General features: G+C 63.5%; 26 protein-coding genes. 20 read left to right on the top strand and 6 right to left on the bottom strand.

The genetic code is table 11. The features are described from left to right. Positions 1–15: 15 nt before the first annotated feature. Complete coding sequence (locus tag ACN0T5_RS00335) at positions 16–918, bottom strand: LysR family transcriptional regulator (RefSeq protein WP_417766622.1); 903 nt, start codon at positions 916–918, stop codon at positions 16–18. A 96-nt stretch (positions 919–1,014) separates the two neighbouring features. Here ACN0T5_RS00335 and ACN0T5_RS00340 point away from each other — a divergent pair, with 96 nt between their 5' ends. From ACN0T5_RS00340 to ACN0T5_RS00390, 11 genes are all read left to right on the top strand, one after another. Continuing rightward, positions 1,015–2,310 (top strand): NAD(P)/FAD-dependent oxidoreductase, encoded by a 1,296-nt coding sequence (locus tag ACN0T5_RS00340; protein ID WP_417766623.1) that lies wholly within the window; start codon positions 1,015–1,017, stop codon positions 2,308–2,310. Then, the gene (locus ACN0T5_RS00345; protein ID WP_417766624.1) at positions 2,307–3,485 is read left to right on the top strand and encodes an NAD(P)/FAD-dependent oxidoreductase; all 1,179 of its coding nucleotides are present in this window, start codon (positions 2,307–2,309) and stop codon (positions 3,483–3,485) included. Before ACN0T5_RS00340 ends, ACN0T5_RS00345 begins: the two co-directional genes overlap by 4 nt. An 11-nt stretch (positions 3,486–3,496) precedes the next feature. Continuing rightward, entirely contained in the window at positions 3,497–4,210 is a 714-nt protein-coding gene (locus tag ACN0T5_RS00350) for an SDR family NAD(P)-dependent oxidoreductase (protein WP_417766625.1), read from the top strand. 57 nt (positions 4,211–4,267) lie between these two features. After that, positions 4,268–5,809, top strand: coding sequence for an ABC transporter substrate-binding protein (locus tag ACN0T5_RS00355; RefSeq protein WP_417766626.1), 1,542 nt, complete (start codon positions 4,268–4,270; stop codon positions 5,807–5,809). A gap of 158 nt (positions 5,810–5,967) precedes the next feature. Next, positions 5,968–6,909 carry an ABC transporter permease gene (locus tag ACN0T5_RS00360; protein ID WP_417766627.1) on the top strand — a complete coding sequence of 314 codons (942 nt, stop codon included), beginning with the start codon at positions 5,968–5,970 and terminating at the stop codon, positions 6,907–6,909. A gap of 41 nt (positions 6,910–6,950) precedes the next feature. Beyond that, on the top strand, positions 6,951–7,820 hold the full coding sequence (locus tag ACN0T5_RS00365; RefSeq protein WP_417766814.1) for an ABC transporter permease: 870 nt from the start codon (positions 6,951–6,953) through the stop codon (positions 7,818–7,820). Next, positions 7,817–9,613 (top strand): ABC transporter ATP-binding protein, encoded by a 1,797-nt coding sequence (locus tag ACN0T5_RS00370; RefSeq protein ID WP_417766628.1) that lies wholly within the window; start codon positions 7,817–7,819, stop codon positions 9,611–9,613. Before ACN0T5_RS00365 ends, ACN0T5_RS00370 begins: the two co-directional genes overlap by 4 nt. 228 nt (positions 9,614–9,841) lie before the next feature. Beyond that, complete coding sequence (locus ACN0T5_RS00375) at positions 9,842–10,033, top strand: PLD nuclease N-terminal domain-containing protein (RefSeq protein WP_417766629.1); 192 nt, start codon at positions 9,842–9,844, stop codon at positions 10,031–10,033. Positions 10,034–10,261: 228 nt separating this feature from the next. After that, on the top strand, positions 10,262–10,459 hold the full coding sequence (locus ACN0T5_RS00380) for a NepR family anti-sigma factor (protein WP_417766630.1): 198 nt from the start codon (positions 10,262–10,264) through the stop codon (positions 10,457–10,459). Next, a complete protein-coding gene (locus tag ACN0T5_RS00385) occupies positions 10,459–11,037 on the top strand; it encodes a sigma-70 family RNA polymerase sigma factor (RefSeq protein ID WP_417766631.1) in 579 nt (192 codons plus the stop codon). Before ACN0T5_RS00380 ends, ACN0T5_RS00385 begins: the two co-directional genes overlap by 1 nt. A gap of 34 nt (positions 11,038–11,071) precedes the next feature. After that, positions 11,072–12,667 carry a sensor histidine kinase gene (locus tag ACN0T5_RS00390; protein ID WP_417766632.1) on the top strand — a complete coding sequence of 532 codons (1,596 nt, stop codon included), beginning with the start codon at positions 11,072–11,074 and terminating at the stop codon, positions 12,665–12,667. A gap of 64 nt (positions 12,668–12,731) precedes the next feature. Here the strand turns inward: ACN0T5_RS00390 and ACN0T5_RS00395 are convergent, their stop codons facing one another. Continuing rightward, positions 12,732–12,911 (bottom strand): DUF1328 domain-containing protein, encoded by a 180-nt coding sequence (locus ACN0T5_RS00395; protein WP_417766633.1) that lies wholly within the window; start codon positions 12,909–12,911, stop codon positions 12,732–12,734. A 570-nt stretch (positions 12,912–13,481) separates the two neighbouring features. Between ACN0T5_RS00395 and ACN0T5_RS00400 the strand changes: the two genes are divergently transcribed. From ACN0T5_RS00400 to ACN0T5_RS00410, 3 genes are all read left to right on the top strand, one after another. Further along, positions 13,482–14,489 (top strand): PRC-barrel domain-containing protein, encoded by a 1,008-nt coding sequence (locus ACN0T5_RS00400; RefSeq protein ID WP_417766634.1) that lies wholly within the window; start codon positions 13,482–13,484, stop codon positions 14,487–14,489. A 137-nt stretch (positions 14,490–14,626) separates the two neighbouring features. Continuing rightward, the gene (locus ACN0T5_RS00405; RefSeq protein ID WP_417766635.1) at positions 14,627–14,977 is read left to right on the top strand and encodes a DUF883 family protein; all 351 of its coding nucleotides are present in this window, start codon (positions 14,627–14,629) and stop codon (positions 14,975–14,977) included. 84 nt (positions 14,978–15,061) lie between these two features. Next, the gene (locus ACN0T5_RS00410; RefSeq protein ID WP_417766636.1) at positions 15,062–15,400 is read left to right on the top strand and encodes a hypothetical protein; all 339 of its coding nucleotides are present in this window, start codon (positions 15,062–15,064) and stop codon (positions 15,398–15,400) included. Positions 15,401–15,412: 12 nt separating this feature from the next. Here ACN0T5_RS00410 and ACN0T5_RS00415 read toward each other — a convergent pair whose 3' ends face one another. Both ACN0T5_RS00415 and ACN0T5_RS00420 read right to left on the bottom strand, forming a co-directional pair. After that, on the bottom strand, positions 15,413–15,958 hold the full coding sequence (locus ACN0T5_RS00415) for a sigma-70 family RNA polymerase sigma factor (protein WP_417766637.1): 546 nt from the start codon (positions 15,956–15,958) through the stop codon (positions 15,413–15,415). Continuing rightward, the gene (locus tag ACN0T5_RS00420) at positions 15,955–16,155 is read right to left on the bottom strand and encodes a NepR family anti-sigma factor (protein ID WP_417766815.1); all 201 of its coding nucleotides are present in this window, start codon (positions 16,153–16,155) and stop codon (positions 15,955–15,957) included. Before ACN0T5_RS00420 ends, ACN0T5_RS00415 begins: the two co-directional genes overlap by 4 nt. A 136-nt stretch (positions 16,156–16,291) precedes the next feature. Between ACN0T5_RS00420 and ACN0T5_RS00425 the strand changes: the two genes are divergently transcribed. Beyond that, positions 16,292–17,086 carry a response regulator gene (locus tag ACN0T5_RS00425; protein ID WP_417766638.1) on the top strand — a complete coding sequence of 265 codons (795 nt, stop codon included), beginning with the start codon at positions 16,292–16,294 and terminating at the stop codon, positions 17,084–17,086. 124 nt (positions 17,087–17,210) lie between these two features. On the opposite strand, the gene ACN0T5_RS00430 is transcribed toward ACN0T5_RS00425, so the two are convergent. Further along, positions 17,211–17,408, bottom strand: a complete 198-nt coding sequence (locus ACN0T5_RS00430; protein ID WP_417766639.1) for a CsbD family protein — start codon at positions 17,406–17,408, stop codon at positions 17,211–17,213. Between the two features lie 227 nt (positions 17,409–17,635). Here ACN0T5_RS00430 and ACN0T5_RS00435 point away from each other — a divergent pair, with 227 nt between their 5' ends. Both ACN0T5_RS00435 and ACN0T5_RS00440 read left to right on the top strand, forming a co-directional pair. Beyond that, entirely contained in the window at positions 17,636–19,195 is a 1,560-nt protein-coding gene (locus ACN0T5_RS00435) for a CHASE domain-containing protein (protein WP_417766640.1), read from the top strand. A gap of 120 nt (positions 19,196–19,315) precedes the next feature. Then, positions 19,316–20,377: an AI-2E family transporter gene (locus tag ACN0T5_RS00440; protein WP_417766641.1), complete on the top strand. Its 1,062-nt coding sequence runs from the start codon at positions 19,316–19,318 to the stop codon at positions 20,375–20,377. Between the two features lie 35 nt (positions 20,378–20,412). Here ACN0T5_RS00440 and ACN0T5_RS00445 read toward each other — a convergent pair whose 3' ends face one another. After that, positions 20,413–21,369: a LysR family transcriptional regulator gene (locus ACN0T5_RS00445; protein ID WP_417766642.1), complete on the bottom strand. Its 957-nt coding sequence runs from the start codon at positions 21,367–21,369 to the stop codon at positions 20,413–20,415. 165 nt (positions 21,370–21,534) lie between these two features. Between ACN0T5_RS00445 and ACN0T5_RS00450 the strand changes: the two genes are divergently transcribed. The 3 genes from ACN0T5_RS00450 to dctP are packed head-to-tail and all read left to right on the top strand — an operon-like array spanning position 21,535 to position 23,972. Then, positions 21,535–22,086 (top strand): hypothetical protein, encoded by a 552-nt coding sequence (locus ACN0T5_RS00450; RefSeq protein ID WP_417766643.1) that lies wholly within the window; start codon positions 21,535–21,537, stop codon positions 22,084–22,086. Continuing rightward, positions 22,086–22,880: an alpha/beta fold hydrolase gene (locus ACN0T5_RS00455; RefSeq protein ID WP_417766644.1), complete on the top strand. Its 795-nt coding sequence runs from the start codon at positions 22,086–22,088 to the stop codon at positions 22,878–22,880. Before ACN0T5_RS00450 ends, ACN0T5_RS00455 begins: the two co-directional genes overlap by 1 nt. 27 nt (positions 22,881–22,907) lie before the next feature. Continuing rightward, a complete protein-coding gene (dctP, locus tag ACN0T5_RS00460) occupies positions 22,908–23,972 on the top strand; it encodes a TRAP transporter substrate-binding protein DctP (protein ID WP_417766645.1) in 1,065 nt (354 codons plus the stop codon). Positions 23,973–23,979: the final 7 nt, after the last annotated feature.

Genomic DNA, 23,979 nt, shown 5'->3' on the forward strand with positions numbered 1-23,979 from the left:
AGGCTACAGCGGCAGCTATGTGTCCTGGTAATGCAGGACGCTGCGCTCGAAATAGTCGACAAGCGCCACGCATTCGCCGCTCAGCTTGTCGCCATGCGGCTTGATGATCGAATACTCGAACCGCTCGACAATATCGACCGGCCGCACCACTCCGCCCATGCTCCGGTGATCCTCGGCAGTGAAAGCGTCGACAATTCCGACCCCCATGCCACGCATGACCAGCGCCGAGACGATGTGCGAAAGATAGGACTTCATCTTCTGCACCGGCGGGTGCTGCATCTTGGCGAAAAGCCGGTCGAAAGCGCGCCCTGACATGGTGGAATCCACAAAGCCGACGAAATCGAGACCAGCGAGATCCTCGGGGCGGATCACCTCCTTTTCGCCCAGCGGATGCCGGGGTGCGGCGATGAAGCGGAACGGCACCGAGCCGGAGCGCACCACATCGACCTCGTATTTGTGCTGGGTGGGAATGCCGAAGCCGATCTGGCACTGACGCAGTGCCACCTGACGGACCACGGGCAGTGTCGTCATCGACAGGAACTCGGCCCGGAACTCCGGCCGCTCGGCGGCCAGCAGCGCGATCACTTCAGGCAATACCGACTGGGCGATCGCCGGCGCGGCCGCGATTGTCAGTGTCGCCCGATAGCCTTGCCGGATCTGGGCCGCGGCGCGCTCGATCTGTGTCAGGCCGACAAAGCTGCGCTCCACCTCGGTCCACAATTCATGCGCCTCGCGCGTGGCGACGACACGCCCGCCCCGCCGAACGAAAAGCGGCAATTCCAACCTATCCTCGAGATCACGGATCAGGCGGCTTACCGCAGGTTGCGAAATGGCAAGTTCGTCCGCCGCCGCGGACACGGTGCCGGTGCGCATCACCGCACGAAAAGCCTCCAGAGATCGTTGGGATAGCGCCGACACTATAACATTTCCGTATAAACGCGAAATAAAACGGTATTTGCCTTATACCGCCCGTCTCCGCAGTCTGACAAGAAGGCGCATGTCTGGAGGGGCGATGTGAGCGTGTCAGGCGAAAACCGGCCGTTGCCGGAGCAGACCCAGGTCGTTGTCATTGGCGGCGGGATCGTCGGCGTCTGCACGGCTCTCTACCTTGCCGAAAAAGGCATTCCCGTCGTCCTGTGCGAGAAAGGACGGATCGCCGGCGAGCAGTCATCGCGCAACTGGGGCTGGATCCGCAAGGCCGGGCGCGACAATCGCGAACTCCAGCTGATGATCGAGAGCGCCGCCCTTTGGAGCGACCTCGCACCGCGACTTGGCGAGGACATCGGCTACGGCATTCGCGGCACGACCTACCTTGCCACGAATGAAGCGGAACTGGCCAGGCACGAGACCTGGCTCGCCGAAAACAGCGGCTTCGCCCACGGTGCAGCGCTCCTCAGCGCGCAACAGACGGACGACTTGCTGAAGCGCAACGACCGCCAGTTCGCGGGCGCGCTGCACACGCCCTCCGACGCGACCGCCGAGCCGCGTCTTGCGGTTCCGGCGATGGCCCGTTACGCGGAACGCCTCGGCGCGACGATCCTTGAAGGCTGCGCGGTGCGCTCCGTCGAACGCACCGGCGGCAAGGTGCGCTCGGTCGTTACCGAAAGGGGCGAGATCGCCTGCCAGTCTGTTGTGCTTGCCGGCGGCGTATGGTCGCGTACCTTCCTGGAGAATATCGGCCTGTCCTTGCCGCAGCTGGCCGTCAAATCGTCGGTGATGCGCACCACGCCCGGACCCGAAGTGATCGCCGGCACGGTGGGGGCAACGAATGCCTCGCTCCGCCGCCGGGCCGATGGCGGATACACGATCGCCCGCGCCGGCGCGGCGGAGTTCCAGCTTGTTCCCGCCGCCTTCCGGCATTTCGGGGACTTCCTGCCGATCCTCGCCGACCGCTGGCGGATCATGAAGATCCGCCTCTCCGGCGACTTTTTCGGCCCGCTCGGCCGGCATCGCTGGAAAGCGGACGAGATTACGCCATTCGAGCAGGTGCGGGTGATGGATCCGGCGCCCGACCGGAAGCTTCTCGACAGGGTTCTCGCCAGCGCCAAGACCCTGCATCCGCGCCTCGACGGCGTCGAGATCGCCGAGACATGGGGTGGGCTCATCGACGTCATGCCCGACGAGATCCCGGTGGTCGACGAGCCGCCGGGATGGGCGGGACTGGTAATCGCGACGGGCCTTTCCGGACACGGGTTCGGCATCGGTCCGGGGGTCGCCAAGCTGGTTGTCCAGCATATCGAGGGCGAGACCCCGCTGGTCGACATGAAGCCCTTCGCCTTCTCCCGGTTCACGAAGAAGGCGGCAGCATGACCCGGCCCGCTGCCCCGCCCCCCGACGTGCTTGTCATCGGCGCCGGCATCACCGGCACCTCGGCCGCACTCGAACTGGTCGGCAGCGGGGCGCGGGTGGAGATCATCGACAGCTACGGCCCGGCCGCCATGGCCTCCGGATGGACGCTCGCCGGCGTACGTCAGTCGGGCCGACACCCGGCGGAACTGCCGCTGGCGCGCGCCGCCGTGGAGATCTGGTCCGGGCTCGACGAGATGCTGGGGGCCGAAACCGGCTACCGGCGCTCGGGCAACCTGCGTCTTGCCCGCAACGAGATCGAGGTCGACACGGTCCGCGCCCTCGTCGCCGACCAGACCGCAGCCGGCCTGCCCCTGGAGTTCCTCCCCGACCTGAAGACCGTGCGCGACATTGCTCCGGCCCTTTCAGACAAGGTGCTCGCCGCCTCCTTCTGCCCGACCGACGGACATGCGGACCCGACGGCAACGGTCGACGCCTACGCCCGCCGTGCGGAAACACTTGGCGCCCGGCTTTCGTTCGGCGAGCGCGTTTTGCGCCTCGAGACGGAGGGGGAGAACGTCGTCCGGGTCGTGACCGACAGAAGAACCCTGTCTCCCGGTGCGGTGCTCGTCGCCGCCGGTTTTCTCGTCAACGACCTTCTCGGTCCGCTCGGCCGCGAAATTCCGCTCCGCAGGCCGATGGTGACGGTGCTGCGCAGCGCCCCTTGCGCACCGCTACTCACGCCGGTCCTTGGCGTCGCCAATGCCGACATGGCTGCCCGGCAGGAGATTTCCGGCCGCATGCGGGTGACGAGCGGCGCCGAGGACTGGCCGGGCGAAACGGTCGTCATCGACGGCCGGCCTGCCATTCGTCCGCGCATGCGCGGCCTGCGCGAGACCATCGCAAAGGTATCCGCGGTTCTGCCCGGCTTTGCCGAGACGGAACTGGAGAGTGTATGGGCCGGAGCGCTCGACCTCACGCCCGATGCCCTGCCGGTGCTCGACCGCGTTCCCGGCCTCGCCAATGTCGTGGTTGCTGCCGGGTTTTCCGGCCATGGCTTCGGCATCGGTCCGGTGACAGGCCCGATCGCTGCCCGGCTTTTGCTAGACGAGCCCCCCGGTCACACGATCGACAGCTTCCGCTTCGACCGTTTCGCAAACGACACGCCGGCACACGCCCCGCTAACCCTGCACGGATAAAGGAGATCGCTGTGCTCAATCCCGAAGGTCGCGTCGTGATGGTATCCGGAGCAAGCCGCGGGATCGGCCTCGCGATCACGAAAACACTGCTGGAAAAGGGTTACAGCGTCAGCGCTGGCGCGCGCGATCCGGCGCCTTTGAGGGAGGCGTTGCCGGACGTCCCGCAAGACCGTTTCCTTGCCGGTCGTTACGATGCGGCCGACCGCACCACGCACCAGTCATGGCTTGACGAAACCCTGGCCCGCTTCGGCCGTCTGGACGGGCTTGTCAACAATGCCGGCACGTCCAACACGTTCTCCATCGAGGATGGCGATGAAGCGGAACTGGATGCCTTGTGGGCGATCAACGTCAAGGGCCCGCTTTTCATGACACGCATCTGCATGCCGCATCTGAAGGCGGCAGGCTCGGGCCGTGTCGTCAATGTGGCCTCGCTCTCGGGAAAGCGCGTCCGCAACGAGAACATTGCCTACAATATGACCAAACATGCGGTGATGGCACTGACCCACGGCACCCGGCGTATCGGCTGGGATCACGGCGTACGCGCCACCGCCGTCTGCCCGAGCTTCGTCGCGACCGACCTGACCGACGGGGTCACCAAAATCTCCCGGGAGGAGATGATCGACCCTGCGGACTTTGCCGAGATAACCGCCCTGGCTCTGGCCCTGCCGAACACGGCAGCCATGGCGGAAATGCTGGTGAACTGCCGGCTGGAAGACACGTTGTAGGAGCAGCGTGAACGAGGGCTTCAACAAAAAACAAAACCACGACCAGAGGATGAGAACATGAAGATGAGGACGGGAATTGCACTCGCAGCCATACTGGCGGCAAGCAACGCCTTCGCGGCCGGAACGACGTTGAATGTCGGCATGGGCAGCGCCGACGCCGGCAAGCTGGACCCGCATGTCGCCACCTCGACGCCGGACAAGGGGCTGCTGCACTGGATGTTCAACGGCCTCGTGCGGATCAAGCCCGGTGAAGCCAGCCCGGGGTTCATCGAGCCCGACATCGCCAAGAGCTGGACCAGTTCCGAAGACGGCCTGACATGGGTCTTCTCGCTGCGCGATGACGTCGAATGCCATGGCGACTACGGAAAGCTCGACGCCGAGGACGTCGCCTATTCCCTGATGCGTTCGGCCAATCCGGACGTTTCCGCCTTCGCCAAGGACTACAGCGCGATCGACAGCATCGAGGCGAGCGGACCGCTCGAGGTCACCATCAAGCTGAAGGAAAAGGTACCCAGCCTGCTCGGCCTGCTGGTGCCGTATCACGGCGGCAACATCGTGTGCAAAGATGCCGTCGAGGCGCTCGGCGAGGAGTACCAGCGCACCCCGATCGGAACCGGCCCCTTCATGTTCGCCGAGTACCAGCCGCAGCAATTCGTGAAACTGGTCGCCAACCCCGAGTATTTCCGCGGCGAACCGAAGATCAAGGAAATCTACTACCGCTACATCCCCTCGGACGCCTCGCGCGATCTCGCCTTCCAGTCCGGCGAGATCGACATGATCTACGGCAAGCAGGAGCAGACCTGGGTCGAACGCATCAAGCAGGTGCCGGGTACCAAGGTGGTGGTGATGAAGCCGGGCGAAATGTCCGTCATCCATCTCAACATGACGATGCCGCCGCTCGACGACGTGCGCGTGCGCAAGGCCGTTGCCCATGCGATCAACCGCGACGCGATGGTCCAGTTCAAGGGGCCGGACGTCACCCTCGCCGCGATCTCGCCCGTGCCGGAAGGTCATCTCGGCTTCACCGCGGACGTGCCGGACTACGAGTACTCGATCGAGAAGGCCAAGGCCCTGCTGGCGGAAGCCGGTCATCCCGACGGCGTCACGATCAAGGCGATCCACACGACCCTGCCGGGCATGCTGTCGACGATGGAGGCACTGCAGGCGCTGTTGCGCGAGGCCGGTATCAATCTTGAAATCGAGACCGTCGAGCACGCCACCTTCCACGAGCAGATCCGCAAGGACATGAGCCAGGTGACGCACTACGCGGCCGCCCGTTTCCCGGTCGCCGACGTCTATCTCAGCCAGTTCTTCCACTCGGATGCGATTGTCGGAACGCCGACGGCGATCACCAACTTCTCGCATTGCGCTGTTGCCGATGCCGAGATCGAGGCCGCCCGGACCGAAGGCAACGCCGAAAAGCAGCTCGAGTACTGGGCCACCGCCCAGCGCAAGATCATGGAAGAGGTCTGCGCCGTGCCGATCGTGCAGAGCATGCAGCTGTGGGCCTGGAAGGACACGCTTGACCTCGGCGTCGAGGTCAACGGGTCGCTGAACCTCAGCCCGCCGGTGACCGAGATCGCCTCGTTCTCGGAATAAGCCCACTCCGCACCGGGAGACCCCTGACGGGTCTCCCGGCAAGTGACGACGCGTTTCTCCCCGACAACCGTTCGGCTGGCGGGGAGGACCGCTCTCATCCGCCGTTCCGGTCGCCGCTTCGCGGCCCGACCCGGCACGAGCGACGGAGGTGCCCCTGCATGACGGCCTTTATCCTCAAGCGGCTCGGCTTCGCGGCGATCACGCTGTTTGCCGTGCTCACAATCGTCTTTTTCATCGTCCGGGTGCTTCCCGGCGACCCGGCCATGGCCATTCTCGGCGACCAGGCAAGCGCGTCGGCCCTTGCCGCCTTGCGTGTCCGGCTCGGTCTCGACGTGCCGCTCTACCAGCAATATGTGGAGTTTCTCGCCGGCGTCCTGGTCGGCGACTGGGGCGTCTCCATGGTGTCCGGCCGGCCGGTGATCGAGGAGATCCTCAAGGTCCTGCCGGCAACAATCGAGCTGACGCTTGCCTCGCTCGTCCTGGGCATCGCCGTCGGCCTGCCGACCGGCGTATGGTCGGCGGTCCGGCGCAACAAGTTGCCCGATTATGTTGCCCGTATCGGCTCCCTCCTCGGCCTGTCGTTTCCCGCCTTCGTTTCGGCCGTACTTCTCCTGCTGCTCTTTGCCATCCAGCTTCGCTGGTTCCCGGTGATCAGTTCCGGCCAGGGTGACGGGCTCGCAGACCGGCTCCGCGACCTTGCGCTTCCGGCGATCAACCTGGGCCTGATCATGGCCGCGTACATCACCCGCGTGACCCGTTCGGCCATGCTCGAGGTGCTGAACCAGGACTATGTCCGCACGGCGCGCGCGAAGGGACTGGCCTTCGCCGTGATCGTCTGGCGGCACTGCCTCCGGAACGCGCTGATCCCCGTCGTCACCGTGGTGGGGCTCTATCTCGGCATTCTCATCGGCAATTCCGTCCTGACGGAAATCGTCTTCAACCGCCCCGGTCTCGGAAAGCTCATCGTCGGTGCGCTCAACCAGCGCGACTACACGATGCTGCAGGGAATGATGGTGATCTACACGCTCATCGTCGTGCTCGTGAACCTGGTCACCGACCTGACCTACGGCCTGATCGACCCGAGGATAAAATACGCATGACGACGCCCCGGACCGCCGCGACGGCAAGGCGCCCGTCGCGAATGACCTATTACCGCCTCGCCCTGGCGACTGTCGCCCGTGGCGTATTCAACGCCTTCAACGCCAACAAGACCTCGTGGGTGGGGCTCGCCATCTTCGTGGTGGTGGCGCTGCTGGCCATTCTCGCACCGGTGATCGCACCTTACGATCCGCTCGACCAGAATATCCTCTACCGGCTGAAACCGCCGTCGGAGGCCCACTGGTTCGGCACCGACTACTATGGACGGGACACACTGTCGCGGATCCTGTGGGGCGCCCGCATCTCGCTGGTGATCGGCCTGCTGGCCATCGGTTCGGCGATGATCATCGGCACCCTGATCGGCATGGTCGCCGGATACTTTGGCGGCCGCACCGATCTCCTCATCATGCAGGTGATGGACGTGTTGCTGGCGTTCCCCTCGCTGATCCTCGGCCTCATCGTCGTCGCCATGCTGGGGCCGTCGATCTCCAACCTGGTGATCGCCATCTCGCTCACCGCGATCCCGCCCTTCTCGAGGATCGCGCGTGCCCCGACCATCTCCATCAAGAACCGGGAGTTCATCGAGGCGGGGCACGCGCTCGGCTATTCGCATATCCGGCTGATGTTCCGCCACATCCTGCCCAACATCGCGCCCGAAGTGCTGGTGATGGGGTCGCTGTGGCTGGCAACCGCCATCCGCGTCGAGGCTTCGCTCGCCTTCATCGGCCTTGGTGTCAATCCGCCGACGGCCACCTGGGGCGGCATGATCCGCGAAGGCTTCGAGAACATCCTCGACAGTTTCTGGCTGGCGCTGTTTCCGTCGCTGGCCATCCTGATCGTCGTGTTTTCGCTCAACCTGCTGGGCGACGGCCTGCGAGACGCGGTCGACCCGCGCCTGAAGGGGGAAGAATGACCGAACCCGTCCTCAAGGTCGACGGCCTGACCACCTCGTTCCGTGTCGAGGGAAAATGGCAACCGGTCGTCCGCGACCTCGACTTCACCATAGACAAGGGCGAGACCGTCGCCATCGTCGGCGAGAGCGGCTCGGGCAAATCCGTCACCGCGCTGTCGATCATGAGGCTTCTCCAGCCAGGAAGCAGCAAGATCGAGGGATCGGTGCGGCTGGCCGGCTCCGACCTTCTCGACCTCGACGAAGAGGCCATGCGGGACGTGCGCGGCGGCGACATCGGCATGATCTTCCAGGAGCCGATGACCAGCCTCAATCCCGTTCTCAAGATCGGCTTCCAGATCGCCGAGGTGCTGCGCCGGCACCGGGGCATGGACGCGGCCAGCGCCGAGGCCGAGGTGTTGCGCCTTTTCGACCTGGTGCGCATCCCGGACGCCCGGAGACGGCTTGGCGAGTATCCGCACAGCTTTTCAGGCGGCATGAGACAGCGCGCCATGATCTCGATGGCGTTGGCCTGCCAGCCGAAGCTGCTGATCGCCGACGAACCGACGACCGCGCTTGACGTCACCATCCAGGCGCAGATCCTGGAACTCGTCCGCGAGCTCCAGAAAGAGATCGGCATGGCGGTGATGTTCATCACCCACGACATGGGCGTCGTCGCGGAGATCTCCGACCGGGTGGTCGTCATGCTGCGCGGCGACAAGGTGGAAGAAGCCCCGGTTGCGGATCTCTTTGCCGCGCCGAAGCACGCCTACACCAAGATGCTGCTTGGCGCCGTGCCGAAGCTCGGCGGGCTCGGCGACACCACAACCCCGCGCCGGTTTCCCAAGCTCGACGCGGACGGCGCCGGCCCGGAGCCGGAGAACGAACCGGACACACGCGGCAAGACACTGCTCGAGGTCAGGAACCTCACCACCCGCTTCACCATCCGCGGTGGCCTCCTCAACAGGCCGGTCGGCAATGTCCACGCCGTCGAGGACGTCTCGTTGACGCTCGCCGCCGGAGAAACCCTTGCACTTGTTGGCGAATCTGGCTGCGGCAAGTCGACGACAGGCCGTTCGATCCTGCGCCTCGTGCAGCCCGCGAGCGCGGAGATCCTCTTCGAGGGAAAGGACCTGATGGCGGCCAGCCATGCGGAGCTGCGGGTCGCCAGAAGGCGGTTGCAGATGATCTTCCAGGACCCCTACGGTTCGCTCAATCCGCGCCAGGCGGTCGGTTCGGCAATCGCCGAACCGATCCGGGTGCACGGGTTGATGGACGACGAGGCAATTCCGGACCGGGTAAGCGAGTTGCTCAACCTTGTCGGGCTGGAGGCAGAGCATGCTCTGCGGTTCCCGCACGAGTTCTCCGGCGGCCAGCGGCAACGCATCTGTATCGCCAGGAGCCTTGCGCTCGAACCCAGGGTGATCGTCGCGGACGAATCCGTGTCCGCACTCGACGCGTCGATCAAGGCACAGGTGATCAACCTGATGCTGGACCTGCAGCGGGAACTGGGGCTCGCCTATCTGTTTATCAGCCATGACATCGCCGTGGTCGAACGGGTCAGTCACCGTATCGCAGTCATGCTGCTTGGCGAGATTGTCGAGATCGGCCCCAGGGACGCGATCCTTCGCAATCCCCGACATCCCTACACGAAGAAGCTGATCGAGGCCGTTCCGATCCCGAATCCGGCCGAGAAACGTCAGCGCCGGAACCTGCTCACCGATGAGCTGAAAAGCCCCGTTCGGGCACTTGACTGGGTGCGCCCGGCCTCGCGGATGTATCCCGTCGGCGAGGGGCACCTGGTGCGCGAATTCTAGGGTCGGGGCCCATGATTGTGATGAGCAAGAGCCTGAGGTAACGGGACCGGATACGAGGAGCGATCCGGCAGGAAACCGTCTGGTTTCCAGGGGGGCGACACAGTTGGCGCTCCCCTTCCCTGCGACCTTGAAGATGCCCGTCCGGTGCTCCTGTGGAACCAAAAGGGTCTGGCCGCGTTCTGTTAGCGAAGAAGACGTTTGCGGCACACAAACCTTAGGAGCGAGATCATGGGTATCGAGGTCGGAGGTCTGCTGGGCCTCATCATTCTGGTTCTGGACGTCTACGCCATCGTCAAGACGGTGGGTTCCGGCGCGTCGACAGGCAGCAAGGTCATCTGGGTGGTCCTCATCCTGGTTCTGCCGGTAATCGGCTTCCTGATCTGGCTGGTCGCAGGACCGTCACGGCCGGCACGCGCTTAGCGCCCGGCAACTGAACACAGAAAAAAACAACATTCGATGGAACCAAGGCGATCGCAATGCGTTTGCCTTGAACGTTCCACCCTTGCGGCATTGGCGCGGGCGCGGGTTACCCGGCCCCGGCGTTCGGAAATGTCCGGCCCCAGAACCACGGGACAGCATGGCGAGCGGCGTGCAGAGGGAGCATCCCCTGTCCCGGCCTTGCCTGTCCTTGAAAAGGAAATGTCTGAAATGGCGAATCCGAGCCAGAAAACCCTGCAAAAAGAAACGCGGTCGGGCTCCGACAAGGACATTCACGCGCGGATCGGCACCCGGTTGAAGGCCTATTACGACGACATCCTGGCGCAACCCGTGCCCGACCGTTTCGAAAACCTGTTGAGGCAGCTCGACGAACAATGCGCTTCCCCGCGCGAACAGGAGAAACGCTGATGGCGAACGTACCTGTCGAAACCCGCGAGGAAATGCTGGCCTGCATCCCGAGCTTGCGCGCCTTCGCCACATCCCTCGTGGGCACCCGCGACCGGGCCGACGACCTCGTCCAGGAAGCTTTGATGAAGGCGTGGGCGAATATCGGCAGCTTCAAGACGGGCACCAACATGAGAGCCTGGCTGTTCGTCATTCTCCGCAATGCGTTCTATTCCAGCTGCCGCAAGACGAAACGCGAGGTGCCGGACCCGGACGGCCGGCATTCCGACAGTCTTGCGCAGCATCCGAGCCAAACCGGTCATCTCGACTTCGAGGACTTCCGTGAAGCCCTCGGGCAGTTGCCCGACGATCAGCGCGAGGCGCTTGTGTTGATCGGAGCATCCGGGTTCTCTTATGAAGACGCTGCCGAAATTTGCGGTTGCGCGATCGGAACGGTTAAAAGCCGCGTCAACCGGGCCCGCAACAGGCTGGCCGAAATTCTGAGCGTGGAGTCTGCCGAGGAGTATGGACCCGACCAGTCCATCCAGGCAGCAGTGTCGATGTCCTCTGTATCAACGGTAAAGCTCAGTGCCATGGAGTAAGCTTCCCCCGACAAGCACAAGGCTTGATCGCCGATTGTTCGGCCATATCGCTGCGGCACTGGTACCACTCGCCGCGCTGGCCTTTCTGTTGTCCTATTCGGACCACCTGCGCCGCGCGGATGAAGAACATGCGCGTTTCATCGACTATGCGCGCCTGATAGGCCAGTCGAGCGCCAAGGTGATGGCCCGGGCGGAGGGCTATGCGGGCGCGCTTGCCTCCCTCCCCCCCGTCAGCCTCGGCGATTGCGAGGACCTGTTCGTCTCGATGCGCGAGGAACTGATCGAGGCCGTCGAACTAGACATTGCCCGAAACGGGGCGAAGCTGTGCAGGGTTGTCCTGCGCGAGGGGAAAGTCACCCTCCTTGCAACGACGGCGAACGGCTCGCCGGCCGGCACGGCGATTGCCGTCTCCCGCGTCAATGAAGCAACCGGCGTACGAATTGAAATCGGCCTGCGTCCGCAGACACTTCTCACGGCGCCGATCGCGGCCACAGCTTCCAGCAATATCGGCTTCGCCCTTGTTGACGAGACTGGCGCCGTCCTCGCCTCGCACACCTACGACACCAACTATCAACGAGCCTTTCTCGATGCTGTCGGCACTCTGACGCCCGCGAACTGGCCGGCCGGATCTTTCACGGAGAACGACAACGGGTGGTATATCGGCTCTGCTGCCTTGCCTGGCACCCAATACCGCGTCGTCACCGCCAGCCAACCCACGGCAACATTGCTGGAGCCCTGGCTGAGCATCACCAGCGCCCTGGCGCCTCCGCTCCTGCTTCTGGCCGTCGTCTTCGTCGTGCTTCGTTACGGAATCCAGCGCTTCCTGCTGCGCTATCTCAGCCACATCTACGCGACCTTCCGCAGATACGGTTCGGGCGACACCAGGGCGCGCGTTGGCGAACTGGTCGCCGCTCCGCCCGAGATCAGCCTGCTCGGGATAACATTCGACATGATGGCCGACCGCATCGACCATCGGGCGCGCGACCTGGAGGAGGCGCTTGGCGAGCAAATGCGCCTCAGCCGCGAGCTGCACCACCGGATCAAGAACACCCTGCAGATGATCACCAGCCTTGTGGCGATGCAGCGGCGCGATGCAACACAGGACAACGAAAAGGCCGTCCTGCGCGTTGCCCTGGAGCGCGTCCTGTCCATCTCCGCCGCGTACCGGGTGTCCTACGCCTCCAACGACGGAACGGACGTCGCCGTCGAGGCGCTGGTGCGCGATGTCGTGGAATCTCTGCGGGGGCCTGCGATGGTTTCACAAGGCAGGGTTCGTATTCTCGTAGAAGAAACAAGCCATTCGTCGATCGACCTCGATCGGGCAATCCCGCTGGCCTTCATCCTGGCCGAACTCCTGCCACCACGCTTCGACAGCCTGCACGACGACAGGACGCTCAAGATCGAAATCACAGGCGACGAAACGATCTGCCTTCTTATCTCGGGAGCGGGCGAGATCGGGGAGTTCCTGGACGACGCCGGGGACAAGACGCCGCTGCGGACACGGCTGGTTCGGGCCTATCTCCGGCAGTTGTCCGCATCCTGCACGCTCGAAGGCGATACGACCCGTCTGGAAATGCCGTCCGCCGGGCTGACGGATATGCGTCACCGCGGGCGCGACCTGCCAGGCTGACGGGCGTCACGCATGGTGCGCGCATCAACGAAACTGCAGGGAGGAAGGCCCGGTTCGGGAACGGTCAGACCGTCGGCGGGCGACGGCCGCTGATCAGGCCATAGACCAGCGATACGGCGAACAACACCAGAGCGATCACGAAGATCAGCTTGGCAATCCCTATGGCAGTGCCCGCAATGCCGCCGAACCCCAGGAACGCCGCGATCAGCGCAATGACCAGAAAAGTCAGAGCCCAAGCAAACATGTTCTTCTCCTTTTTTCAGTAATCCGGATGAGCGTGGCAAGCGCCGCGCGATAATCCGAAGTACCCGTCGTTCATGCCGGCACCTTTCTCCCTCTTTCTGCGAAAGAGAAGGGCTTTCGGTATGCAGCACATCATGCGCTGTCCACTGAAGAACGCATCAGTTCCGATTTGGTTCGATTCAAAACACCTGTTCCTGACTCATTTCCCGTAAACATCGGCATCCGGCCCCAAAACCGGAAGCACAACAACCCGGTCGGCCCTGCCGGCAAGCACTGCATGGCTGGAGCAATCCGACCAAGTCGCGGCCACCGGCTTGCTCCGTCCATAAAGAAACAAGTACCGACGAGCGCAGCGCCCGTTCTTTCCGCCAGGCGCAGTTCGTGCCAAAGAAACCGCACGCAGCCTCCCGGCTACGCACACATCCGTCCCATCCAAAGATAATCAAAAACCCGCGGAACTTTTCCGCCACCCCGAAGTTGACATCACATCAACAGCATGAACTGCGCAGGCGATCACAAGTACTGCGCCGAGCGGTTGATAGATGACTTATAAACATCGGGAGATCATGACATGATCCGCACGCTTCTGACGACCACCGCTCTTGCCGCAGCCCTGACCACGGGGGCGCTGGCGAGCGACACACTGAAGACCGACGGCCGGGCCGAGGCAGGCTCCGGTGGCGCCGTGTTCTCCACCCAGTCCGATATCCAGCCGATGCAGAGCGAGAACGGCTACTTCGCCGCCTCGACGTCGCAGATCCTGGCGACATCGCTGATCGGCAAATCCCTGTACAACGGCGCCAGCGGCGAAGCTGAGGCCATCGGCGAGGTCAACGACGTTGTCCTGTCGCAGACCGGCGACGCCGAAGCCGTTGTCGTGGGTGTCGGCGGCTTCCTCGGTATCGGGGAAAAGGACGTTGCAATCGACTTCGAGCGTGTGAGCTGGGTCGAGCGGGACGGCGAGCGCTGGTTGACGATCAGTGCCACCCAGGAAGAACTGGAGACCGCTCCCGCCTTCGATCGCACGGTTCTCATGCCCGAGAACACGGCCGCGATGTCCCGCGACCGGAGCGTCATGGCTGACAACCGGATGACGTCGTCTGCGACCGAAACCGAACAGCCGTCCGTCTCGGGCGAGGCAACGGGTGCCGCGCCGACCGCTCCCGCGGTTCCGCTGGACAAGTCCGCTGCTTCGCAGGACCCGGCAATGCCGTCGAACGACACGGCCATGCAGTCCGACGCCAGTGACCGGGATATCCTGGCCGAGGCGTCTGTCGCCAGCGCCGACGAGCTGATCGGCACTCCGGTCTACGGTGCCGGGGACGAGGATCTCGGCGCGGTCAACGACGTGATCGTATCCAGGGACGGTATGGTCGAGGCCTTCATTCTCGATGTGGGCGGGTTCCTCGGCATCGGCGCCAAGCCGGTCGCAATCGACGTGACCACGCTCACGATCAAGAAGGACGAGAATGGCTCCCTGCACATCTACACCGACTACACGCAGGAGCAGCTTGAGGCCTTGCCGGAATATTCGGGCAACGCCGCCGAAGCGAAGCCGGATGCGAACATCGCCCAGTAACATCCCGCTCGCAACGAAGACGCCGGCCACTCGGTCGGCGTTTTCGCTTGCCCCGGCCCTGTGACGCCGGTCCCAGGTTTCATGGAACGATTCCGCGTCTGACGCGTTGTTCCAGTACCCAATGAAGGAGGTACAAGATGGCCAGCACCGCTGCCGCTACCCGCAACACGACTTCCGGCTCCAACGCGCGCTCCGAGGAGCACGCGGCGACGATCGAGGAGAACATCGAGCGTCTTCGCGGCGACATTTCGGCCCTTGCGGAGTCAATCACGCGCTATGGCGCCGACAAATCGAACGAATACAAGAACCGGGCGAACAAGACGGGCAAGGATATCGCACATGCCTCCCAGCAGACGCTCGACAGCCTGACCGAAGAACTCAACAAGCTGGAGCGTTCCCTGACATCGCAGGTTCGCGAGAAGCCGCTGCAGTCGCTCGGCATAGCAGCGGGCATCGGCGTTCTCGTCGCCCTTCTTGTGCGGCGCTGACCGATGCTGCGCCTTGTGCCACTCCTGGCCTCGGCCCTTGGCACGGATTTCGGCGCGGTCCTGCGCAGAGGACGCCGGTCGGCCGTGATTTATCTCCTGGCCGGCGTCCTGCTGCTGGGCACCTACGCCGCCATGCTTGCGGCTGCGGGACTTCATCTCTCCGCGTTGCTGGGCGCCGTCAACGCGGCGCTTGCAATTGCCGGCGCACAACTGCTGGTCGCCACGTTGCTGGTGGCTGCGCTGTCTCTTGTCAACTCGCTGGAACGGCGACGGGAGAGAAAACGCGAGAGTAGCCAGACGCTGGTCGCCACGCTCGCGCTTTCCGCCCTGCCGTCCCTCATGCGCTCGAGAACAGGGGTCGGCCTGGCCGTGGCCGGAGGCCTGGCCCTGATCCTCGCCACTCGAAACCGCAACGACACCTGAGACTGCCGCCTGTCAGGCCGCGGGCGTTGGCATGTCCGGTGCGGGCATCTCGCCCTCGGCAAGCGTAAGCAGTTCGCGCAGCCGGGCGCGTGCCCGGTTGACCCGGCTCTTCACCGTCCCGACAGCGCAGCCGCAGATGTCTGCGGCCTCCTCGTAGGAAAAGCCGGATGCGCCGACGAGAATGATTGCCTCACGCTGATCGCCCGGCAAAGCCTCCAGTGCCTGACGGAAATCCTGAAAGGCGAGAGACGCATATTGCCCGGGGCCAACCGCAAGTCCTTCGGTCAGTTCTCCGTCCTTGTCCGACACCTCTCTCCCGAACTTCCGGGCCCGGCTGTAGAACCCGTTGCGCAGAATACGAAACAGCCAAGCCTTCATGTTCGTGCCGAGCGTGAACGCGTGCTGATTGGCCCAGGCTCGCAGGATCGCATCCTGAACAAGATCGTCAGCCAGGTCGCTTCTGCCGCATAGGGAAACCGCAAAGGCACGCAGGGCAGGCAATTGCGCAAGCAAAGCACGCTTGAACTCCGGATCCGGAGACGAGGGAGCTTCACTCATTTTTTGCCTGGCTCGGAGGCTTTTTTCTCCGCCTCGTCAAGTTGCTCCAGAAGATCCAGGAACCTGTCCGGAATCCCCTCGTCCTGAACGGAATCGTAGAACTCCCGCAGCTTCTGCGTGATCTGCTCGTGGCTGACCGTTGAGTGCCTGCCTGGATGCGGCGGTGTCCCTGCCGCGGTTTTCTTGAATCCGTTCATCGAAGATGTGCCCGGTTCGTTTGCCGACCCCAAGTTACAGGGCGCGACACAAAAAATCACCTGCCTGGGGAACTTTCCATTCTCCCGCGCGTTTGCCTCGTGTTGAATGCCGGCAGAAGCGAACACGGAGACACACATGTCACTTTCCACCCGCATTGCGTCTCATCTCCCGTATTTGCGGCGATACGCAAGGGCAGTCACGGGATCACAGAAATCCGGTGATGCCTATGTAGCAGCGGCTCTGGAAGCCCTCATTGCCGACGTCTCGAGTTTCCCGGAAACCGGGAATGACCGCGTTTCCGTCTACAAGGTCCTTGCCTGGGTCTATGGCTCCGCCCGGATCGAGATTGATGACAGCCCCTCCCCGTTTGCGTGGGAAAAGCGTGCAAGCGCAAATCTCGCGGTCCTGCCCTCACAGGCACGCCAGGCGTTCCTGCTCACCTCTGTCGAAGGCTTCGCGAACGAAGAGGCGGCGGAGATCCTCGGCGTTTCCGCGGACGAGATCAGTGTACTCCTGTCGGAAGCCTCGCATGGCATATCCAGCCAGATCGCCACCGACATCCTCATCATCGAGGACGAGCCGCTGATCGCCATGGATATCGAGCATATCGTCAAGGAATTGGGCCATCAGGTCACGGGCATTGCCCGCACACGCACCGAAGCTGTCGACCTTTTCGGCAAGACGCAGCCAAAACTGGTTCTCGCGGACATCCAGCTTGCCGACGGCAGCTCCGGGATCGATGCCGTCAACGACATTCTCAAGACCGATGACATACCGGTGATCTTCATCACCGCCTTCCCCGAACGGCTGCTGACCGGCGAACGGCCGGAACCGGCCTTCCTGATTACCAAACCGTTCAATCCCGACATGGTCAAAGCCCTTATCAGCCAAGCGCTGTTCTTCGACCAGAGTGCCGGCGCCAGCGCCTGAGCACGATGCGCCCCACCCGGGCGGGGATGCGCGACGATGTCCTGCAAGAGAAAACGGCGGGGCCGGATCCCGAATGGACCCGGCCCCGCCGTTTGCATGTAAGCCCTGGAGACGAGGCTTGCCGTCAGTGACGTGTCAACCAGTCGTCGATCTCGCGCTCTACCGTTTCTTCCGTCCGGCCATAGCGCTCCTGGATCTTGCCGGCGAGCTGCTTGCGATCACCTTTGATCACGTCCAGGTCGTCGCCGGTAAGACGGCCCCACTCCTCCTGGACTTTACCCTTGAATTGCTCCCAGCTGCCTTCAACCTTGTTCCAGTTCATGGAAATCTCCTTCAGTTTGCCGGGACCATCCTTCGTGGTCCCATAAATTCAACGCATTTCCCGGCGAGTAGTTCCACGAACCGCTGGCTGCCGGTTTCCCCTCCCTTGCGCAGCCGACAGGGTCGGCGAAAACCGTTGGCGGGCAGATGCCCCGGTTGTACAAAAGTCCGTCCGTTGCAGGGAAAAGCCGTGTGATCCGAAGTCTTCCGTTGATCGTCTTTGCAATCGTGGCCCTGATCGGCGCTTGTGTGACCCTGGTCGTCTACAACGCTGAAAAGACCGCTGATCGCATCCGTTTCGACGGTCTCGTCGACAATGCCGTCGACCGCGTCGTCGACCGTGTCCATCAACACATCGCCCTGCTCATCTCGACGCATGCGTTTTTCTCGGCCAGTTCCGGGGAGATGTCTCGTCCGGCCTTCGCCCGTTTCGTGAAGGGCCTCGATCTTGAGGGCGATTTCAAGGGTATCCGGGGCATCGGTTATGCACGTCTGATCGAGACGGGCGACGAACAAGGCATCGAACAGGAACTCCTGCGCAACTACGCGTTGGAGCAGAACGTCTGGCCCGTCACGACGATCGACACGCGAGCTCCGATCACGCTGCTGGAGCCGTTTGATGTGCGCAACCGCGCAGCCCTTGGATACGACATGTTCAGCGAAATCCGCCGCAGGCTGGCCATGCAAGATGCAATGGAAAGCCGAGAGCCGAGAGCGAGCGCGCCGGTGCAACTTGCCCAGGAAATCACCCCGGTCAAGCAAGCGGGCTTCCTGGTCTACATACCCTTCAGCGCGACCCCGGGGGGCAAAGTCGAAGGCTTTGTCTATTCGCCCTTTCGCGCGGGGGACCTGCACACAGCGGCGCTCGACAGGCAACCACAGCTCCCCGTTGCCCTTCAGACCCAGGACGTCACCGAAGATGAGCCGGTGCTTCTCTACCGATCCGACGGATTTACCGAAAATGGTGCTGTCGCAAAACTGGTCGGGGAACGGACGGTCGAGATCGCCGGCCGCAAATGGCTGCTCTCCGCGCATGCCACCGGGGCGTTCAGCGACCACGCCAATCATCTCTACTCGATCGTGGTCGGCAGCATTTCCCTGCTTCTGGCCCTGGCCTTCGCAATGTCCACCCAGTTCCTGATCAAGTCCGTCGCCGCGGCCCATGCCTTGCGTGCCGCGTCCGAGAGGGAGATCAAGGAAAAGGACCTGATGCTCCAGGAAATGAAGCATCGCATCAAGAACTCCATCGCCCGCATCCTCGCGATTGCCCGACAGACTGCAGGAAGCTCGAGCGACATCGATCAATTCTCGCAATCCTTCACCGCACGGCTCAACGCCATGGCCAACGTCCAGGACATGCTGACGCGTTCTCACTGGCGGCGCACGGACCTGCGCGAGCTGCTCGCAACCGAACTCGAGCAGGTGTTCGGAACAAGCCACGCGGACGAGAAGATCGATGGCCCGCCGGTGCTTCTCGATGAACGCGCGACCCAGGCGCTCGGCCTCACGTTCCACGAGCTGGCGACCAACGCCCTGAAATACGGCGGACTGTCGGACGATGGCGGCGACCTGCGCATCCGATGGGAAATAACGGGTCGGCGCAAGGCACGGCGATTGCGGCTCGACTGGACCGAAACCTCGCCTGTGCCTGTCGCCCCCCCTCAGGACACCGGCTTCGGGACGCGTCTGATCGACGCCAATATCCGCGGCGAGCTCGGCGGCACGCTGGAGCGGAAATTCGGGCCGACGGGCATGTGCTTCACCATGGTCATTCCTCTCGGGTCGTAGTGACCATGCCGGAGCGCGAGATTTGCGGCGGCGGGGAACTTTTCCCTTCCGGACGCGTTTCGTCCTGAGGAGCCGCTGGCAAACGCGCCGGAGCATCCCCCTCAGGAGGCGCAGATCCCCGTGCCAAGCGTCGATTTTGAAGCGATTCTCGCCAACACATCGCGCCTCGCCATCATTGCGATAGGCGTCATCACGGTGATTGCGGCTCTTGAATACGCGCAGATGATCCTGGCGCCCATCTTCCTTGCCGTCGTCATCGGCCTCATGTTCGGTCCGCTGTCCGACCGGATTGAGCAGTTGGGGATTCCAAGCTGGATCTCGGCGCTCGGCGTGGTGGCAACCTTCCTCATGCTCATAGCCGTGGCCGGAACCGCCTTCGCGGTTCCGCTGTCCGACTGGCTGGACAGGCTTCCTTCCATCTGGGAACGGCTGCAACTGGAACTGACAAGCTGGAAGGGCATCGTCGCCTCCATCGGCGGCATGCAGGAGAAACTGCGCTCGGCGATGGGACAGGGGCCAAGCATGAAGGTCGACGTGGAAGACACGTCCGCTGTGGAGAGCGTCGTCTTCTTCGCGCCCGCCTTCATGGCTCAGATCCTTCTTTTCCTTGCAAGCATGTATTTCTTCATCGCCACGCGAAACGATTTTCGCGAAGCCGCCCTCTCACTCTGCCTGAACCCCAGGCTGCGCCAGAGTGCCCGACGCACCTTCGAGGACGTCGAGGCGCGCGTGTCGCGCTATCTCCTTTCGATCACCGCAGTGAACATCCTGCTTGGCCTTGCCGTGTCAGCCGCCCTGTTCGCGCTGGATGTGCCCTCGCCGTTGCTGTGGGGCATGCTGGCGGGAGCACTCAACTATGTGATCTATATCGGCCCTGCGGTGATGGCGCTTGTGCTGACGGGCGTCGGGCTTGCAACTTCCGACACCACACTGGGCATCCTGCTGCCGCCTGCCGTCTATCTCGGCCTCAACCTGCTTGAGGCACAGTTCCTGACCCCGGCCGTACTGGGTCGTACCATGACGTTGAACCCCTTCGTCGTTCTCCTGTCGATCGCCATATGGATATGGCTGTGGGGACCCGTGGGAGGATTCATCGCCGTTCCCTCGCTGCTGATCGTTGACGCCGTCCTCAGAAACATCATGCCGAGACCGCCTGAAGGCCCCGCGCAATTGCTGGTGTAGGGGCCCCAGGGCATGACCGGCGTCACACCCCGTTCTCAGGCCGTTTCGGGCAAGAGCAGCGGCTCCGCGGTCGCGTCGGGAGACTGACGCCGGCAGACCTCGATCACCTGGTCGCGCAGCCAGACATGTGCCGGCGACAGATGCGTGCTCTTGTGCCACATCATCTGGATGTCGAGCGGCGGCAGGTCCATGGGCGGCGAGAAGGTGACGAGGTCGAAACGGGCGGTGAACAGTTTCGCGAGCCGCTCCGGCATCGTTGCGACAAGGTCCGAGCGCTCGAGCAGAAACGGCACGCCGACGAAGTCGGGCTTGGATATGGCCACACGGCGGACCAGGTTCATCTTCGCCAGCGCCTCGTCGAGCACCGCCCGGTACATGGTCGCCTCGGCCGGTTCGATCGCGACATGGTCGAGGTCGCAGAACCCGGCGAGCGTCAACGGGCCGGCAATGGCCGGATTGCCGCGGCGCGCAAGGCAGACCATCCGGTCGGAGAAAACCCGCCTGGAGATCAGGTCGCCCGGAGCGTCGGGGAAGTACGAAACCGTGAGATCGACGCTGCCCTCGCCGAAAACACGCGCCAGCCGGAACGGATCCGGCCCGACAATGCGCAGCTTCACATGCGGCGCAAGCTGGCGGAAGCGCTGTTGCAGGGACGGGATCAGGATCGCGTCAATGTAGTCCGTCAGGATGAGCGTGAAGGTTCGCCGTGAATGGCGCGGATCGAAGCCGCCGCTGTCGTCGACGAGCCCCTCCATCTCGCGAATGAGAATCTGGACACGCTCGTACAAGCCGCGCGCCGCATCGGTCAGCACATGCTTGTTGCCCTGCCGTATCAGCAACGGATCGTCGAACACGTCGCGCAACCGCTTGAGGGTCATGCTCATCGCCGGCTGGCTCATTCCGAGTCGTGCCGCAGCCTGGCTGACATGCCGCTCGCGCAGCAAGGCTTCCAGCGCCCGCAGATCCTTCAGGCTGTAGTCAACGCCAACCATTTCATACTCTTTGATTATTCGATTCCCGAATAGAGGCTATCAAAGCCAGCCAGTTGCCGCAAACATTGCGGCTCCTTCATTGTCCTTCCTGATAGTTCTCCGCATTTATCCGGAGGGCTTGACCGGTGGAATGCCGGATACAGAAAATCGTACAGGGAGAGCAGAATGGCTCTGAAGACCATCCGGGTGGGCCGGGAAGAGATGCGCAAGCGCGTTGCGCTGTTTTCGGAACTGAAGGGTTTCGACGGCGGTCTGCCGGACAGCGACCACCCCGACTGCAAGCGGACGCTTTATAATGTCGTCGGCTTCCAGCCGCCCGAGGGTGCGGACACCGCAACGACATCGCCCGTGGGTGCGCAGGCGGCCGAGAATGCCTCGATCAAGATCTCCGAGGGCTTCAACCTGGGCTATTGCCATGCCAAGCCCGGCAAGGGGCCGATGATGCACAACCACGACACCAACGAGACCTTCATTCCCATGACCGGCCGCTGGCGCTGCTCCTGGGAAGTCGACGGCCAGGTCGAGGCATTCGAGCTCGGCCCGCACGACGTCATCTCGTTCCCCCCGGGCGTGCAGCGCCGCTTCGAGAACGTCACCTTCGACGAGCCGGACAAGGAGCACCTGCTGATGTTCGTGATCGGCGGCAACCAGCCGAAGGCCGAGTTCTCGCCGGGTGCCATGGACGATCTGCGCGACCGCGGCCTTCTGGAAAGCTGATGGCCGGCGAAGCGATGTCGACAAGAGAAGAGCAACTGGCCGCATTCGATACAGCCTTTCCCAAGGCGCAGTTGCTGGAGAGCCCGCTGTCGTTCCGGCGCGCATCCCCAGCAAGCGGGCAGGCGGTGATGCTCTTGCCGGGCGCAAGCGGCACCTCCGAGTTCTTCTGCCTTGTCGCATCGCTTCTGCGCGAGGGCGGCTGCGACCCGGTGCTGGTCGACTATCCGGGAACGATCGGGCCGCGCGCGCTGGCACGGGAAACGGAAAAGCTGGCTGTCGGGCTCGGCCTTGCCGCGCCGGTCGCCGTAGGGTGTTCCTATAGCGCCTGGTGGCTGCAACATGCGGCAACGTCCGCCCCTTTCGCTGCCCTGATCCTGTGCAACGGCTTCGTCGAAGCGGAAGACCTGAAAGGGCACCCGCTCTTCGATCACGCCGCGATTGCGGCCACGCCGGCGGCGGAGTTGCGCGAGCAATGGCGTGAGCGCGCCGCCGGCGGACCATCAACACCGCTCTCCGGTCTTCTGCTCAAAGCCATGACGGGATGGCTTGCGGCGGAAGACCTGAAGGGTCGCCTGATGCAGGTCACGGCTTCGCGCCCGGTTCCCGGTCCGGAGCGGTTTGGCGGTCCGGTGACGGTCATCGATTGCCCCGACGACCCGATCGTGACAGCCCCTGCTAGGGCACGCTTCCGGGAGACGTGGAGCAATGCCAGCCATCGGCAGGTGCCCGGCGGTCACTATCCTTATGTCAACGCACCGGAGGACTTCGCACGCGCTGTCCTTTCTTCAATCTGACGAAAACAATCACCTGGGAGGGAAAACATGAAACTGGGCACGTGGATCAAGGGTTTTTGCGGCATGACGCTTCTGGCGACCACCGCGATCGAGGCGCATGCGGACACGTTCCTGCTGCGCATGGGCGGCGGTCACACGACCGGCCTCACCTATGTGGCGACCTATGACACCTTCTTCGCCGACGAGGTGACGAAGCGGGTCAAGGAGCAGACGGGACACGACATCCGCTTCATCAAGGCCTGGGGAGGCAGCGTGGCGAAGGTCGACGGCGCCATCGAGGCGGTCCAGCGTGGCACGCTGGATATCGGCTTGTCGCCGATCGGGTTCGAACAATCCCGCGCGGCGCTCCTGAACTACAGCGCGATGGTGCCGTTCACGACGGCCGATCCGGTGCTGCAGGGCCGGGTTGCAACCCGCATGCTTGCCGAGGTGCCGAGCCTCCAGGAGAGCATGAAACCCTACAATGCCCACATCCTGTCGATGATGGTCACCGAAGCCTATGGCCTTGCCACGAATTTCGACTGGACATCCATCGACGAGCTCAAGGGCCGGCGCATCGCCATGGCGGGAACGAACGCTCCGCTCTTCGTGCCCATCGAGGCCGTTCCGGTGAACCTTGGCATCGGCGAGCACTACCAGGCCATGCAGACGGGTCTGGCCGAGGGCAGCCTCTTCTTCATCTCCGGCATGGAGGCTTTCCGGCTCAAGGAGGTTTCCTCGACTTTCACCCGCACGGGCTTCGGGTCGCTTTCCACCTTCGTCGCCTTCATGAACCAGGATACCCGCGCCCGCCTGCCGGAAGACGTGGTGAAGATCATCGACGAGGTTTCGGCCGAAGCCGCGATCATCATCGCCGAGCGCAGCGCCGAACGGGACCGTGAGGTGGCCGAACGGCTCGAGGCGGAAGGCATCACCGTGCGCGATCTTTCCGACGAGGAGCGGGCGCGCTGGGCCAAAGCGGCCGCCGGGATCCCGGCGAACTCGGTGGCAGGCCTCACTGATCGTGAGTATCCTACCGCCGATATCCTGAAAGCCTATATCCGTATTCTTGCGGAAGAAGGTTACAGTTTCCCCACGGACTACACCTTCTGAACCGACG

The organism is Stappia sp. (assembly GCF_048261845.1).
In the GTDB taxonomy this organism is placed as follows: domain Bacteria; phylum Pseudomonadota; class Alphaproteobacteria; order Rhizobiales; family Stappiaceae; genus Stappia.

Bases quoted from the DNA above. Each gene is read 5' to 3' on its own strand.
- ACN0T5_RS00345 (WP_417766624.1), top strand. From the start codon at position 2,307: ATGACCCGGCCCGCTGCCCCGCCCCCCGACGTGCTTGTCATCGGCGCC.
- ACN0T5_RS00355 (WP_417766626.1), top strand. From the start codon at position 4,268: ATGAAGATGAGGACGGGAATTGCACTCGCAGCCATACTGGCGGCAAGC.
- ACN0T5_RS00360 (WP_417766627.1), top strand. From the start codon at position 5,968: ATGACGGCCTTTATCCTCAAGCGGCTCGGCTTCGCGGCGATCACGCTG.
- ACN0T5_RS00365 (WP_417766814.1), top strand. From the start codon at position 6,951: ATGACCTATTACCGCCTCGCCCTGGCGACTGTCGCCCGTGGCGTATTC.
- ACN0T5_RS00370 (WP_417766628.1), top strand. From the start codon at position 7,817: ATGACCGAACCCGTCCTCAAGGTCGACGGCCTGACCACCTCGTTCCGT.
- ACN0T5_RS00375 (WP_417766629.1), top strand. From the start codon at position 9,842: ATGGGTATCGAGGTCGGAGGTCTGCTGGGCCTCATCATTCTGGTTCTG.
- ACN0T5_RS00380 (WP_417766630.1), top strand. From the start codon at position 10,262: ATGGCGAATCCGAGCCAGAAAACCCTGCAAAAAGAAACGCGGTCGGGC.
- ACN0T5_RS00385 (WP_417766631.1), top strand. From the start codon at position 10,459: ATGGCGAACGTACCTGTCGAAACCCGCGAGGAAATGCTGGCCTGCATC.
- ACN0T5_RS00395 (WP_417766633.1), bottom strand. From the start codon at position 12,911: ATGTTTGCTTGGGCTCTGACTTTTCTGGTCATTGCGCTGATCGCGGCG.
- ACN0T5_RS00400 (WP_417766634.1), top strand. From the start codon at position 13,482: ATGATCCGCACGCTTCTGACGACCACCGCTCTTGCCGCAGCCCTGACC.
- ACN0T5_RS00405 (WP_417766635.1), top strand. From the start codon at position 14,627: ATGGCCAGCACCGCTGCCGCTACCCGCAACACGACTTCCGGCTCCAAC.
- ACN0T5_RS00415 (WP_417766637.1), bottom strand. From the start codon at position 15,958: ATGAGTGAAGCTCCCTCGTCTCCGGATCCGGAGTTCAAGCGTGCTTTG.
- ACN0T5_RS00420 (WP_417766815.1), bottom strand. From the start codon at position 16,155: ATGAACGGATTCAAGAAAACCGCGGCAGGGACACCGCCGCATCCAGGC.
- ACN0T5_RS00425 (WP_417766638.1), top strand. From the start codon at position 16,292: ATGTCACTTTCCACCCGCATTGCGTCTCATCTCCCGTATTTGCGGCGA.
- ACN0T5_RS00430 (WP_417766639.1), bottom strand. From the start codon at position 17,408: ATGAACTGGAACAAGGTTGAAGGCAGCTGGGAGCAATTCAAGGGTAAA.
- ACN0T5_RS00445 (WP_417766642.1), bottom strand. From the start codon at position 21,369: ATGGTTGGCGTTGACTACAGCCTGAAGGATCTGCGGGCGCTGGAAGCC.
- ACN0T5_RS00450 (WP_417766643.1), top strand. From the start codon at position 21,535: ATGGCTCTGAAGACCATCCGGGTGGGCCGGGAAGAGATGCGCAAGCGC.
- ACN0T5_RS00455 (WP_417766644.1), top strand. From the start codon at position 22,086: ATGGCCGGCGAAGCGATGTCGACAAGAGAAGAGCAACTGGCCGCATTC.
- dctP (WP_417766645.1), top strand. From the start codon at position 22,908: ATGAAACTGGGCACGTGGATCAAGGGTTTTTGCGGCATGACGCTTCTG.